Raw genomic sequence first — 14,973 nt, 5'->3', positions numbered from 1 at the left:
AGTTAGTAGTCAGTAGTTAGTGGGTAGAGACGCGATTAATCGCGTCTGTACATTAGTAGTTAGTAGTTAGTAGTTAGTGGTTAGTGGTTAGTTGTTCACAACTCCACCCTTACCTTAAGCCTATGAGCGTGTCTACACACCCCCCCTCTCCCCACACTCTCACTCCTACTGCATCTCCTCCGCTACAAGCTTAAGTCGACGTAGTTGGGCTTGCATGTCTTCTTTTGTCCAATTTTCGGCAAAGGTTTTAAAACCCCAACTCACCAAAGAATTGGGTATCTCAAATTCAAAGCGATTGAGTAGGCGTGTTCCTTTCGCTTGTGGTTGACATTCCCAGCGATCGCGTCCTTTAAAAAAACCCTCGAACCCCCAAACAATCAAACCTGGTTTTCTTTCTACAACGGTACTATTTAATGTCGGTTTAATTATAGGTATTTGAATTACAAAGCGACTGTGACTACCAACATCGGTACTCCATTCACCTACAGGTTCGCAGCGCAATACAGGATTAAGCCAACGGTGCATTAAAATGCGATCGCTAATACAGCGTTCCACAACTGCGGCTGGAGCATTAATATCTATTGATTGTTCAAAAACTTCCATTGCAGACATTGAGCTTAAGTTTTTTTATATCTGCACTCAGAGTAACGCAAATTAAGGGAATTGGGGGACTCATTGCTTCCCAACTCCCAATCACCATCATCGAGTCCCACTACCATAAGAAGGACTATCGGGACCGCCATAATTTGGTGGTTCATAGTCGCTACTCGATTGAACATTTGTAGTTTTACGCTTTGAACTTTGAGAATCAACCTTCAGACTGATCAAATTACTTGTGGCCCGATCACTACTCTGATGATTAACAGTCGCATCAGTAAATATCCAAGTGCTATCAGCCATTTTGAGAATTATCAGAGCGACTCCGATAAAAAACAAGACAACGCTAGTAGTTCTCAAGCTAGTCTTCATAACCCTTGGTTTTTATTTAATTAACAATCTTTTGCTTTGAAAATCTAAGTTTTCTTAAAACTTCGGAAAAAGTTTAAATTTTTATCCGCATAATCACTGAGTGAAAAGCACAAATTTTTTATTAATCAAGCTCGGATGTAAACTTTTTATCGTATAGACACTTACCTTCTTTTTGTTTACTTTCTATTACTCTCATGGCATTTACATCTATCCAAAGTAGTACTTTAACCATAAATACCACAATCACATTAGATACTTTAACTAATTTTAATAATTTATTAATAATCTTACGAGTAAGTACTATATTAGGAAAATCACAAATACTTATGAACCTTAAATTTGTACTCAAATGCATATGGGACAAGACTTTAATTTATAAGTAAAATTGTTGGTATGACTGTTTTTCATCCGGAAAAATTTACAAAAAAACATTATTTACTTATTAATATTCCAGTAGATATACTGAACATTAAAGTAAATGACTATGCTAATAACAGGAAATTCACTCACTGTAAAAATACTTATATAGTTTCAACGGCGCTCTGCTAGAAAATAATGTTATTTTTCTACAAAGGTTGTTAGTGATTAGTAGTTATACCAATTCTTTGTGAAGCTGGGCCAATTTTATAACGAAATTCCTCTAGCCTAGCCAAACTCTGCGTTTCTTTGCGTTTAAAAACACTACGAATTAATGCAAACTAGTACTAACTGAATTCATAACGATTTTTTCCCAAACGCTTAGCATGATACATTGCAGCATCTGCTTGTTTAATCAAAGTTTCATAGTCGTGACTATTGAGAGGATAAACACTAATGCCAATACTGGCGGATATTTTTATAGTGTGTCCATCCAAGACAATTGGCTCGGTGATGGTTGCTAAAATTTTTTCAGCCACTATAGCAGCTACTTCTAGTTTGGGGATTGCTCGTAAAATTGCGGTAAATTCATCGCCACCCAAGCGAGAAACAGTGTCACTACCTCGTAAACAATTGCTGAGGCGTTGAGCAACAGTGATCAGCAGGCGGTCGCCTATTTCATGTCCAAGGCTATCATTGACTTGCTTAAAGCCATCCAGATCAATAAACAGCAGTCCTAGTAACAATTTATTATTGCGCGCCCATACCACAGATTCGTGTAGTTGTTCAGCAAATAACTTCCGATTAGGTAAACCAGTCAGAGGATCGTGATATGCCAAATAACGTAAATGATCTTCTTGAAGCTTTAATTCACTGTTAGAACGGAATAACTCAGCAGCAGTGCGCTTGAGTTCATCTTCTAGAAGTTTACGTTCAGTGAGATCACGAATCACCCCCACCAAAAAGAAATTACCGGCGCCATCTTTATGAAGCGATCGCTTAGTGGAAATAAAGTGAGTCTTACCCTTAGCATCAGTAAATTCTTCTTCATGTTCTTGGGGTTGCTGCGATCGAAACACCAATTCATCTTGCTGACGAAACAACTCAGCTTCTTTTTCAGTGAAAAAATCATACTCTGACTTTTCTAGTAATAAACTCTTGGGATAACCAATTAATTGACAATAAGCTTCATTTAAAACAATCCATTGATGTTTTTCATTTTTAACAAAAATTGGATCAGGAATTGTATTAATAACTTGATGCAAGAACTCTTTAGATCGTTTTAACTCTTCCTGCATGTGCGCGATTTGCGACGTCATGACAATTGCTGAGACACCAAAGCTAAGTAAAGCAGGGGCCATTGGTATCCACCAACCAAACAAGAAAGCTATATAAGAACTACCAAGCAACACCAAGCAAAACAACAGGATACTCAAGATACTTCTGTTCAAGCGCCGTACTCGCCACCTCGTTGCTGCACCCACATAAGCCCAAACACAAATCCATAACCCTTCTATCAAGTCAGGCCAGACTTTGAGTAAAGGTCTTCCTTGTTGAGCAGCGCGGATAAATTCACTGATAAAATAGGCTTGCAGTTCCACACCTGCTACAGGCTTTGCCGTACCCATCAACCGACTGGAGTAGGGAATTAGCACCATATCTTGAAGACTAGGTGCAGTAGAACCAATTAAAACAATGCGATTGTGAATCCACTGGCGAGGTACTTGGTCAGTTAGCACATCTCGCATGGAAACCCTACGGAAGGCACAAATATCTGAGAATGAATTTCTACAAGCTAATTTCGGAAAATTTGACAATATTTGATAGCCTTTATTATCAACCCCTACATAGCCACCATCATGGGGTTGAAAACGATGGAATACAGCCTTGCCTAACTGTAAATTCTTGGGATTTTGTACAGCTTTTTTGGCTCTAATACCTTCTGCCTGAAGATAAAGCTTTGCCAACTTTAAAGCAAAACTTTCGTGTGCTTGGTCTTCAACATGCCAGTACAATAAGCTACGACGTACTTTGCCATCAGCATCTAGTAGTATGTTGTTAAAACCCACTCGTTTAACTTTACTTAATTCTGGTGGTGGTGCAACACTATTATTTTGCTTATTGGAAAGCAATTCAATCCCAATCAAGTTTGGTATTGATTTGTAAGTATTTAACAAATTTTTATGACCAGGTTCTACCTTTAAATCTCGAAAAATATCTAAACCAATAGCACGTGGTTGTTGGAGATGTAATTTTTGTAAAACTTCAGCAATTACACCATCGGGAATTGGCCAAGAACCAACCTCACGTAAAGAAGCCTCATCAATTGCAACAATAGTAATTGATTCTTCTGGTGTTTCGATAGGCCGTAGTTGAAAAAATTGATCTAAAGCTGCCCATTCTAAAGATTGCAATAATCCAAAAAAACGCAATAGTAAAATGCAGATGGCAACGCTAGAGGCAGTGACAAATTCTCTGTTTCCTCGACACAAAAATTTTTTCAACAGGAATATTAACCTCACGAAACGTTTGCCTTGCTGCTTATTCATGGGTTTAGGTGTAGGCAGTTAATTTACGACTAAATAACAAAAGAGTACTGACACAAATATCAATCGACAAGTCAAAATTATGCATAACAAAATGTGAGTTCGATAAACATTCTCAAAATAGACCAGGACTGACGGACACTCACGAACCCTTGGCGTTCTACTCTTAAATAAATTCAGCTTCTTGTCAATTTTTACGTAATACCTGTGATAATTAATACTAAATTTCTAAGCGGTAGTCTTGTTTCAAAATCCTGGAATAGCTAATTAATCAATGGTTTTAATCCAAAATCTAAAATCCAAAATTGGTATAACTATAGCAATCCTAAATCATTTGTGAAAAACAAGATCCCCAACTTTTTAGAAAAGTAGGGGATCTGGGCAATGTAATAGTTTACAACTCAAATAGGATTGCTAGAGTAAAATCTACTGAGAACAGCATTTATGCTTGTTTTAAAACATACTTAAAACTACGTGGGCCTGCGTAATTACTAATGTTTGCTAGCTGCTCTAAAGTTTGCACTCCTGCATAGGTTTTACCATTAATAATCCAAGTCGGGTAGCTTTGAATTTTAGCTGCTCTACACTCATCTTTTAGACCATTTGGGTTATCAATAGGAACGCAATCTATATGGTCAATTTCGCTGTAAGCTTCTTTACCAAAAAGTAATTTTTGTTCATGGCAGTGAGGACACCACCAAGCAATGTATTCTTTAGCACCTATTTGCTTTAAGTGACGTGCAAGGGCAATTTCTGCCTCGCCGGAGGTAGTGGTAACTTCCCAACCAACCCCTGGTTTGGGTTCTTCCACTGGTCTGAAACTAATGATTGCTGGTTTGCCGGAATTTTCAACAATAGTAACTCCACTATTATTATTTGGTGGAGGAGCATAAATAGCTAAAGTCCCAACTAACGTTACCATGCCGACAACAATGGCAGTAAAAAAGATTTGCCCGATTTCTTCCCAAGCACGACCCACAATAGTTAGGACTAACATACTTAAGGAAAAAATTGCTGAGGCAACACAGTAGATACATAATGCTTTAATCTTGAATACCAGCAGGTACATCAAGAAACCACTGAACACCGACATAGCGATCGCTCCGATCAACAGCAGCAACCAAGTTAAATTTTCCAGCTTTTTTCGAGAATCTTTCTTTTTAACTGGGTCGACAGCCAACGGGGTTAAGGCAAAAACTGCCATACTCACATAAGCTAAAAAACCGAACAAAGCCAGAGGCAGTCCGAAAACCGTCGCATAATCGCTCTGTAGTACAATATCGCAACTTTTAGTAGGACAAGCAGCTGAGCTTTGGCTAAATTTAACTATGGTCAGGTAAGCAGTGGTTAATGCACCTAAAATAGCGATCGCACCAATTAGCAAACGCGATCGACGATGAATCCAAGGGGTAGAAGAAAGGCGGCGTTTCATAAGCAGGTTCAGTAAATAGGGTAAAGGTTAAAGGGTAAAGGTTAAAGGGAACGAATATTATTATCCTTTTACCCTTCCCCTTTACCCCTTCCTCTCATGTTTGTTTATGATTTTAGGCTTACAGAAGAAATAGATTTGCGATCGCCCCTGTTGTTCCAGCTACGGTGTGCGGCCTCTACAAATTGACTAACACGAATTGGGTCAATTGTTTGTTCGCGACGACCGTGACGTTTTAAGGAACTAGAGACAATCACTCCATCTGCTGCTTGTAACAATGTCGCAACATTTTCCCAAGATGCCCCGCTACCAACAAATACTGGTGTGCCTGCTGCTGCTTGTGCAGCTAATTCCAAATCTTCTTGGTTAGGTGGACTACCTGTAGCCCAACCAGACAAAATCACGGCGTCTGCCAAACCCCGTTCGATTGTATCTTGCACTGCTACAGTCAGATTTGGCGAACTTAATGGACGAGCGTGCTTAACTAAGACATCAGCGAAGATTTTGACATCACAACCCAATTCGCGCCGATAGCGCAGTAATTGATGGGCTTCTCCCTCAATTAAACCTTGATCGGTTGCCATAACTCCAGTGAGGACGTTCACACGGATAAATTGCGCCCTCACACAGCTAGCGATCGCCATCGCACTTTTGGCATCATTCCGTAAAACGTTAATGCCAATGGGCAGCGTCACCATATTCTGTATCCGCTGCACTACTACAGTCATGGCGCTAACAACTGCGGCATCGACCTGGTTTTTACTAAACGGTGCATCAAAAAAATTTTCTACAATGATACCGTTAACTCCGCCACTGGCTAAAGCTGTTGCTTCTTGTTCAGCACGGTCAATTACTGTTTTTAGGCTACCTCCCCAACGGGGCGAGGTAGGTAATGGTAGTAAATGAACTACACCAATAATCGGTGTGCGGGTTTTAAATAGCTGATATAAGTCCACGTCTTTAATCCGTAACACACAGTCCAGAGTCAATAGTCAATAGTCAATAGTCAATGGTCAATGGTCAATGGTCAATAGATTTTGGATTTTAGATTTTAGATTTTAGATCTTGGATTGACCCTGACCACAAGGGGGTGGGCATAAACCGAAATAATCTGGAGATTGTGGATTTCTCCCACTCAAGGGCTGACAAATTCTAGATTGTTAATTTTTGTTTTGTTCCGTCTGACTAGCAGTTAGAACATAAACTAAAAAATTTTATCCAAAATTTAAAATCCATAATCCAAAATTGGCAGTCAATATCCTGTAGACTGAGAATTCTGGACTGTTGACTTAGGACTTTAGACTGTTGACTTTTGACTAACTTTTCCAACTTTTTTTAAGCTGATCGGTTTTCCGCCTCCCCCTTAAGATGGAAATTAACGTAAAACCTTCCATAAGATATGTTAAGATAAAAACTGTTTACAAGAGGAGTTTGCAACTCACAAGACGCACAAGACGCCAAGCGGCTTTCCGTAAGGTAGCTGTTCTTCCTCGAACAGCTAAAGAGTCTGTTACAGCTGCAGGTAAAACCTGAACTGATTGGTAGCATTACCGCTGTCAAGGCGTTAATTTTAGTGCGTGTTTTCCTAGATGGTAGCGACTTCTCACCACACATCCCATAGGGGAAAGTGGCTCCTTTTAGGGTAGAGTAGATTCACAACGCACGCGCTGCGGTAATGTAAAATACCAAAAGCAATTTGCACCAAAAATTACGAGTGTCTATTTTACCCAAAAACTATTTGTTTTTCCCTTGGAAACACACAATAGTAAGAAAATCATAGCATGATCTCTGTGCAATTCATCGAGGTCATACATTCGGTGTGGTTGCGTTCGGATTTTGTCATGCAGGCATGATGTAAAAGAGTTTGGCTCTTGAGCAAGTGTCTGAAAATCCTTAGTTAAGAATTAACTTTTGGAGTGCAAAAAAACTGAAAACTTTATATTTCTAGTATGGGTGAAAAACCAACCATTGCAATATCTCACCTGGGTTGTGAAAAAAATCGAATAGACACAGAACATATGTTAGGACTGCTGGTAGAAGCAGGCTATGGCGTAGATTCTAATGAAGAGTTAGCAGATTACGTTATTGTTAATACTTGTAGTTTTATTGAAGCAGCTCGGGAAGAATCTGTCAGGACTTTGGTAGAACTGGCAGAGGCGAATAAAAAAATTGTCATCACAGGTTGTATGGCGCAACATTTCCAAGAGCAGTTGTTGGAAGAGTTGCCCGAAGCAGTGGCGGTAGTAGGTACAGGCGATTATCACAAAATCGTTGATGTGATTGCACGAGTAGAACAGGGCGATCGCGTCAAAGAAGTGAGCGCCGAACCAACTTACATAGCCGATGAAACCACACCCCGCTATCGCACTACAACCGAAGGTGTGGCATATGTCAGAATTGCGGAAGGATGCGACTATCGCTGTGCGTTTTGTATCATTCCGCATCTGCGGGGAAACCAGCGATCGCGTACTATAGAATCAATAGTCGCGGAAGCTGAACAGCTAGTAAGTCAAGGGGTACAGGAAATCGTTTTGATTTCCCAAATCACCACAAATTACGGTATAGATATCTACGGGAAGCCTAAATTAGCCGAATTGCTTCGTGCTTTGGGGAAAGTAGACGTGCCGTGGATTCGGATGCACTACGCTTATCCGACAGGACTAACTCCAGATGTGATCGCGGCAATTCGTGAAACACCCAATGTCTTACCTTATCTGGATTTGCCCTTGCAACATTCCCATCCCGAAATTCTCCGCGCCATGAACCGTCCTTGGCAAGGACAAGTTAACGATGCAATTATCGAATGCATCAAGGAGGCACTACCACAGGCGGTACTGCGGACAACATTTATTGTTGGGTTTCCTGGCGAAAGTGATGAACATTTTCAGCATCTATTTCAATTCATCCAACGCCATGAATTTGACCATGTCGGTGTTTTCACCTTCTCTCCAGAGGAAGGAACACCAGCCTACAACCTACCCAATCAGTTGCCGCAAGCAATCAAAGACGAGCGGCGGGACATATTGATGGAACTGCAACAGCCGATTTCTCTAAGTAAAAATCAGCAAGAAATTGGCAGAGTCGTTGATGTTTTGATTGAACAAGAAAATCCTTCAACAGGAGAATTAATCGGTCGTTCGGCTAGATTTGCCCCGGAAGTAGATGGTCAAGTTTACGTTCGTGGGCAAGCAAGATTGGGAACTATCGTACCAGTAACCATCAAAGAAGCTGATACGTACGACTTGTACGGAATAGTTAGTAGTTAGTAGTTGTTAGTTAGTAGTACACAACTAACCACTAACCACTAACCAATAACTAATAACCAAATACAAACTAGGAGAGTTAATGACACTTTCTTTTCAAGAACTAGGTATCTCACCAGAACGGATTGAGCAGATTGAAAAAATTGGTTTTACCACACCAACCAATATTCAAGCCCAAGCGATTCCCCAACTTTTAGCCGGTCGCGATGTGGTTGGTCAATCCCAAACAGGTACAGGTAAAACAGCTGCTTTCTCTTTACCAATTCTAGAGCGGCTGGACGTCAGTCAAAAAGTAGTGCAAGCACTAGTTTTGACCCCAACCCGTGAGCTAGCAATTCAAGTTCAAGATGCCATCTGCGAATTTATTGGCAACGAAGGATTGCGTGTCATGGCAATTTACGGTGGTCAATCTATTGACCGCCAAATTTTACAACTCAAGCGCGGCGTTCACATGGTCGTGGGTACACCAGGGCGAGTCATAGATTTGCTAGAACGGGGTAGCTTGAAGCTGGATCATGTGAAATGGTTTGTTTTAGATGAAGCCGACGAAATGCTCAGCATGGGCTTTATCGATGATGTGGAAAAGATTCTTTCCCAAGCACCCCAAGAACGACAGACAGCTTTATTCTCCGCCACAATGCCGCCATCCATCCGGCAGCTGGTGAATAAGTTCCTCAATGATCCAGTCACAGTTGCCGTTGAACAACCAAAAGCTGCTCCGAACAAAATTAATCAGGTAGCTTATCTAGTGCCGCGCCATTGGTCAAAAGTCAAAGCTTTACAGCCGATCCTGGAAATGGAAGATCCAGAATCAGCTTTGATCTTTGTTCGCACTAGACGCACGGCTGCTGAACTCACCAATCAATTGCAAGCTGCTGGTCACAGCGTTGATGAATACCACGGTGACTTATCCCAACAAGCGCGGGAACGTTTGTTGACTCGATTCCGTAATCGTCAAGTGCGCTGGGTAGTAGCTACTGATATTGCAGCGCGGGGCTTGGATGTTGACCAACTATCCCACGTGATTAACTTTGATTTACCCGACAGCGTCGAAACCTATGTCCACCGTATCGGTCGTACTGGTCGTGCTGGTAAAGAAGGTACAGCAATCACCTTGGTGCAGCCCTTTGAACGACGCAAGCAGCAGTTGTTTGAGCGCCATGTGCGTCAAAGTTGGCAACTACTTTCGATCCCCACACGGGCGCAAATTGAAGCTAGACAACTGGAAAAATTACAAACCCAGGTGCAAGAAGCTTTGGTGGGTGAACGTATGGCTTCATTTTTGTCTATCGTTAGCCAGCTGAGCGAAAAATATGACGCTCATGCGATCGCCGCAGCTGCATTACAAATTGCCTACGACCAAACTCGTCCTGCTTGGTTGCTGTCAGAAGCTGACTATCCCGAAGAAGACCTCCGACCCACTCCCAAACCTAAACTACGGGGTGGCGGTCGTCGCGAATCTAATCGCGAGTCTAGTGGTGAACACCGTCGCCGTTCCTCTTGGGTATCATCAGAAGTAGGTGCAGAAGGAGACAAACGCGGTTCCTCCAAGCCCAAATTGCGGACAGGACGACGGGATACTCCGATGCCGAAAAAGGTAAGTTCTCATCCAGCTAGAGAGTCTGCTTCGTAGTCAATGGTCAATAGTTATTACTCATTGGTCATTGGGAAAGAGGTGATTATTGGGTCAAGGGTTATTGCTCAAATGACAAATGACAAATAACAAAGGACAAATGACTCTTAACTTAATTTAGCCAAGGGCGACTAACTTCTTCTAAGTGGGCGATTTCATCGTCAGTTAATCTCCAGCCCAAAGCGCCTGCGTTATCTCGTACTTGTTGAGCTGTTTTTGCCCCAGCAATCGGAATAACGTTGCCTTGAGCAATTAACCAATTCAGGGCGACTTGGGCAGGAGTACGACTATATTTTTCCCCAAATTGGCGTAGCAAAGATACCACTGGCTCAATTTTTTGCAAGCCTTCTTTGCTAAAGCGTGAGTCTAATTTTCTCGCACCACTGGGGGTTGAGCCTCCAGCTATGGTGTACTTGCCAGTTAGTAGTCCTTGGGCCAAAGGACTATAGGCTAAGATTGTTACACCCAATTCATGAGCGGTGTGGAGAATTCCATTACTTTCAATTTGGCGAGTTAGCAAAGAGTAGCGCACTTGATTAACAGCTAAAGGTACACCCCTTCTAGCTAGTATTTGGTGTGCTTCTCGCATTTGCTGGACTGAGTAATTACTCACACCTACTGCTGCAATTCTGCCCCGTTCCACTTCATCTGCGAGGGCATTCATTAAGGTTTCTTGACTCATTAAAAAAGTAAAGGGCCAATGGACTTGGTAGAGGGCTACTTTTTGAACTTGGAGGCGTTTGAGACTTTCTGTAAGGGCATCAGCAACAGATTGGGCTGTGATTCGCCAAGGAAAAGGCCCGTATTTAGTAGCAATTTGGACTTTTTGTGCGGTTTTTTGGAGGAATTGGGCAAGCAACTCTTCTGAAAGCCCGAATCCGTAAACTTCTGCTGTATCAAAAAAGGTGATACCTGCTTCTAGGGAAGCATCAAATGCTGCTTGCAATTCCTGTGATCCGTATTCTTTGCCATAATTCCAAAATAAGCGATCGCCCCAAGCCCAAGTACCGATACATAAGGGTGTGACGACAGGGCCGCTTTGCCCTAATGTGATGGTTTCCATTTTGATCAAACCTATTTACATTTGTTTACTTTATTTAGTGTAACTTTACAGATTTCATCTCATCAGGGTACACATTTGATTAGAGAAGCAATGTTCTGCGTGTCTGGTGCAAATATTATGTTTTAGAAACGAACACAGATGCACACCGAGGAACACAGATAAACACACATTTTGGTGAAGAAATGGGTTTATCTTGTTTAGTATGAAGTAATTTTGCTGTTTTGATTGGGAGTGGTTATGGCAACTAGTAATGTGTCACCCAATTCTGAATCAAACGAGTCAGGAAAATCCACATCCATTCCCAAAGTGAAACTATGGACAATGTTTCGACTAGGCCTGTTTCAGATGGCATTGGGCATCATGTCGATTCTGACTCTGGGAGTGCTAAATCGAGTCATGATTGAGGAATTGCGAGTGCCAGCACTAATTGTAGCTGGGGCGATCGCAATGCATCAATTTGTGGCTCCGATCAGAGTGTGGTTTGGGCAAATGTCAGACACCAAGCCTTTGCTTGGCTATCACCGCAGTGGTTACGTTTGGGTTGGTGCAGCTTTATTTGCGATCATCTCATTTTTCGCTGTGCAAGTAGTTTGGCAACTGGGCATAAGTTGGCAATCAGGTTGGACGACTCAAACCTCTGGTTGGGCGGCACTTCTGGCTTTGATCTTTGCTCTTTATGGAGTTGCCATTAGTGCTAGTTCCACACCTTTTGCAGCGTTGTTAGTCGATGTTTCCGATGAAGACAACCGCTCAAAATTGGTGGGGGTTGTCTGGTCAATGCTGATGGTGGGTATTATTATTGGGGCAATTATTAGCAGTGGTTTGCTCAGACAAATTGCCTTAGATGCACCCCTAGAAGTAATCCAAACTCAAGTCAATCGCTTGTTTTTGATCGTCCCAGGTATTGCTTTCGCACTTTGTCTGCTATCAACAGTCGGTGTGGAAAAGAAATATTCTCGCTATACCATGCGTTCCACAGCGATTAACCGCGAAGATAAGATTACTCTTGGTATGGCAATGCAGGTGTTAACTGCTAGCCGGCAAACAGCAATCTTTTTCACATTTTTGCTGTTGATGACACTCAGCTTGTTTATGCAGGATGCGGTGTTGGAACCCTACGGTGGTGAAGTCTTTAAAATGACTATTGCCGAAACCACAAAACTCAATGCCTTTTTTGGTACAGGGACGCTGATTGGCTTGAGTTTAACTGGCTTTTTGATTGCCCCGCGTTTGGGTAAGAAAAATACAACCAAGCTCGGATGCGTGGCTGTGGCAGTCTGTTTGATAATAATTTTCCTAGCAGGGACAACTGCTAATTCCAAATTCCTGCAATTGAGTTTAACCTTGTTTGGTTTTGCTTCTGGCGTCACTACAACTGGGGCGTTAAGCTTAATGCTGGATCTGACTGCTGCGGAAACCGCCGGAACGTTTATTGGTGCTTGGGGGTTAGCACAGGCAATGGCAAGGGCCCTCGCTACGGTTTCTGGCGGTGCAGTGCTAAACTTGGGTAAATCTTTATTGACAACGCCATTATTTGCATATGGATTGGTGTTTACTATACAAGCCGTAGTCATGTTGTTGGCGCTGGGATTATTAAATTGGGTGAATGTCACAGAATTTCAACGCAATGCGAAACAAGCGATCGCATCTATATTGGAAAGCGAATTAGATTAATTGTTAGTAGTTAGTAGTTAGTAGTTAGTTGTTGGTTGTAAGTAATTGATGATTTGTGATTGATATTTTTTCCCACTACTCTATTACCCACTAACCATTAACCACTAACCACTAACCACTAACCACTACCCACTAACTATTTATCAAATGACTGAACTTTGGACTACAGTTTTAGAGTTTGCCCAAATTACTACCGCCAGGGTAGGTAAGCAGTTAATGGAAGATTTTGGGCAAGTACAAGCTTCCCATAAAGCTGATGGTTCTTTAGTCACCCGTGCTGATAAATGGGCTGATCAAGAACTGCGAAATGCGATCGCCTCTACATTTCCTGATTATGGAATTTTGACGGAAGAGGGTGGTAAGGTTTTTCCTGGTACAGAATGGTGTTGGGTAGTTGACCCGTTGGATGGCACTACTAACTTTACACGCGGTATTCCAATTTGGTCAATTTCGCTGGGATTATTGTATCAAGGCACACCTATATTTGGTTATGTTTACGTGCCACCACTGAAAGAGTCATTTCATGGTTTCTGGGAAGGTTCATCGGGTTTAGGAGCTTCCACCGGGGCTTTTCGCAATTATTACCCGATTCAAACTAGTGAAGAAGATCCTAGTCAGCATCACTTTTTTAACCTCTGTTCCCGTAGCACCTCGGTAATCCAAAAAGATTTTCCTTGTAAAATCAGGATGCTGGGTGTTGCTAGCTATAACTTCCTGACAGTTGCCACAGGGGCGGTATTAGGTGGTGTGGAAGCAACACCAAAAGTCTGGGATCTAGCCGCCGCTTGGGTAATAGTTCAAGCTGCGGGAGGAAGTTGGATCTCACTCAAATCAGAACCTTTTCCTTTGATTGCTGGAGTTGATTATAGCGATCGCTCTTTCCCCACTTTGGTTGTCAGTCGTCCAGAATTGGCGTCTACATTTAAGCCATATTTGGAAAATTTAAAGATTTGAACAGTAAAGACAGTAGCGTCAACCTGTAGGTGTTTTGGAGAAAACATGAAAATTTTGGGTTGAAAGCTTTACTCCTCAAGTATTTCAGAATTGTAAGCCCAAAAAGAGGTTGACGCAAAAGCGGAAATGTTTGCCAGGAAAGGATTTAAGACTAATTTGAACAAGCCAATCTTGACAACGCGATCGCTCAAAGCTATAATCACCTCTAGATTGACGAAATTGAACCTTGAAAACTAAATAATGCAAGGGTTGTAGATGTTGGCGGTAAAAATCACTTAAAATCCCTATCAGGAATTGAAACCCGATCGGTAAAATCTTCTTCTGTATATCGTTCTTGGGTAAAAATCACTTAAAATCCCTATCAGGAATTGAAACATGCCCACCCCAGTCATCACGGCTGAGGTCAGGAGGTAAAAATCACTTAAAATCCCTATCAGGAATTGAAACTTATACCACTATACCACGATCTAGGCAGAACATCGGGTAAAAATCACTTAAAATCCCTATCAGGAATTGAAACACGGATGGTGGCAGGAGCTATAGGGATCTACATGGGTAAAAATCACTTAAAATCCCTATCAGGAATTGAAACATAGTGCTTACCAGTACCCGTAATATCTTCAAATTGAATTGGTAAAAATCACTTAAAATCCCTATCAGGAATTGAAACTCCGGTTTAGAGATTAAAAAAGGTAACGCCGATGTAAAAATCACTTAAAATCCCTATCAGGAATTGAAACACGCAATTCAATTTGATTTTGGTAGAGCAGATGGTAAAAATCACTTAAAATCCCTATCAGGAATTGAAACCGCCTCTGAAAAACTAGCCGACATCGACACCTGCCACGTAAAAATCACTTAAAATCCCTATCAGGAATTGAAACATTATCAAGTCAATACTTTAAGCCTGAAAATGGTGCTGTAAAAATCACTTAAAATCCCTATCAGGAATTGAAACACCACAAACAACTTCCAGCTTCAGCTAGTAGGTGGCAGCAGGTAAAAATCACTTAAAATCCCTATCAGGAATTGAAACGGCACTATTTTGCAGTTGAGCAAGAGAAATATCCGTAAAAATCACTTAA

The 14,973-nt window shown here is 41.6% G+C and carries 10 protein-coding genes and 1 CRISPR repeat array (1 of these 11 running past the window's edge); of the genes, 4 read left to right on the top strand and 6 right to left on the bottom strand.

What is annotated here, in order from left to right:
• Positions 1 to 165 precede the first annotated feature (165 nt).
• The 5 genes from RS893_RS19255 to btpA all read right to left on the bottom strand — a co-directional run bounded on the left by RS893_RS19255 (position 166) and on the right by btpA (position 6,257).
• Positions 166 to 603 carry an SRPBCC family protein gene (locus RS893_RS19255; protein ID WP_315792030.1) on the bottom strand — a complete coding sequence of 146 codons (438 nt, stop codon included), beginning with the start codon at positions 601 to 603 and terminating at the stop codon, positions 166 to 168.
• 96 nt (positions 604 to 699) lie between these two features.
• A complete protein-coding gene (locus tag RS893_RS19250; protein ID WP_315786984.1) occupies positions 700 to 969 on the bottom strand; it encodes a hypothetical protein in 270 nt (89 codons plus the stop codon).
• Between the two features lie 704 nt (positions 970 to 1,673).
• Entirely contained in the window at positions 1,674 to 3,875 is a 2,202-nt protein-coding gene (locus RS893_RS19245; RefSeq protein WP_315786982.1) for a CHASE2 domain-containing protein, read from the bottom strand.
• Positions 3,876 to 4,314: 439 nt separating this feature from the next.
• Positions 4,315 to 5,304: a vitamin K epoxide reductase family protein gene (locus RS893_RS19240; protein ID WP_315786979.1), complete on the bottom strand. Its 990-nt coding sequence runs from the start codon at positions 5,302 to 5,304 to the stop codon at positions 4,315 to 4,317.
• A gap of 104 nt (positions 5,305 to 5,408) precedes the next feature.
• A complete protein-coding gene (gene btpA / locus RS893_RS19235; protein WP_315792029.1) occupies positions 5,409 to 6,257 on the bottom strand; it encodes a photosystem I biogenesis protein BtpA in 849 nt (282 codons plus the stop codon).
• Between the two features lie 993 nt (positions 6,258 to 7,250).
• On the opposite strand from btpA, the gene rimO reads away from it, so the two are divergent.
• The gene (rimO, locus tag RS893_RS19230; protein WP_315786977.1) at positions 7,251 to 8,567 is read left to right on the top strand and encodes a 30S ribosomal protein S12 methylthiotransferase RimO; all 1,317 of its coding nucleotides are present in this window, start codon (positions 7,251 to 7,253) and stop codon (positions 8,565 to 8,567) included.
• Positions 8,568 to 8,646: 79 nt separating this feature from the next.
• Positions 8,647 to 10,197: a DEAD/DEAH box helicase gene (locus RS893_RS19225; RefSeq protein WP_315786975.1), complete on the top strand. Its 1,551-nt coding sequence runs from the start codon at positions 8,647 to 8,649 to the stop codon at positions 10,195 to 10,197.
• A gap of 112 nt (positions 10,198 to 10,309) precedes the next feature.
• Here the strand turns inward: RS893_RS19225 and RS893_RS19220 are convergent, their stop codons facing one another.
• A complete protein-coding gene (locus RS893_RS19220; protein WP_315786974.1) occupies positions 10,310 to 11,260 on the bottom strand; it encodes an aldo/keto reductase in 951 nt (316 codons plus the stop codon).
• A gap of 237 nt (positions 11,261 to 11,497) precedes the next feature.
• On the opposite strand from RS893_RS19220, the gene RS893_RS19215 reads away from it, so the two are divergent.
• Complete coding sequence (locus RS893_RS19215; RefSeq protein ID WP_315786972.1) at positions 11,498 to 12,934, top strand: BCD family MFS transporter; 1,437 nt, start codon at positions 11,498 to 11,500, stop codon at positions 12,932 to 12,934.
• A 147-nt stretch (positions 12,935 to 13,081) separates the two neighbouring features.
• A complete protein-coding gene (locus tag RS893_RS19210; protein ID WP_315786970.1) occupies positions 13,082 to 13,888 on the top strand; it encodes an inositol monophosphatase family protein in 807 nt (268 codons plus the stop codon).
• A gap of 264 nt (positions 13,889 to 14,152) precedes the next feature.
• Positions 14,153 to 14,973: a CRISPR direct-repeat array (repeat unit 37 nt; unit sequence GTAAAAATCACTTAAAATCCCTATCAGGAATTGAAAC); it runs 1,885 nt beyond the window's last position.

Source organism: Fischerella sp. JS2 (assembly GCF_032393985.1).
GTDB lineage: Bacteria > Cyanobacteriota > Cyanobacteriia > Cyanobacteriales > Nostocaceae > Fischerella.
Note: the sequence above shows the minus strand (reverse complement) of the source record. Positions and strands in the feature narration are given on the sequence as shown.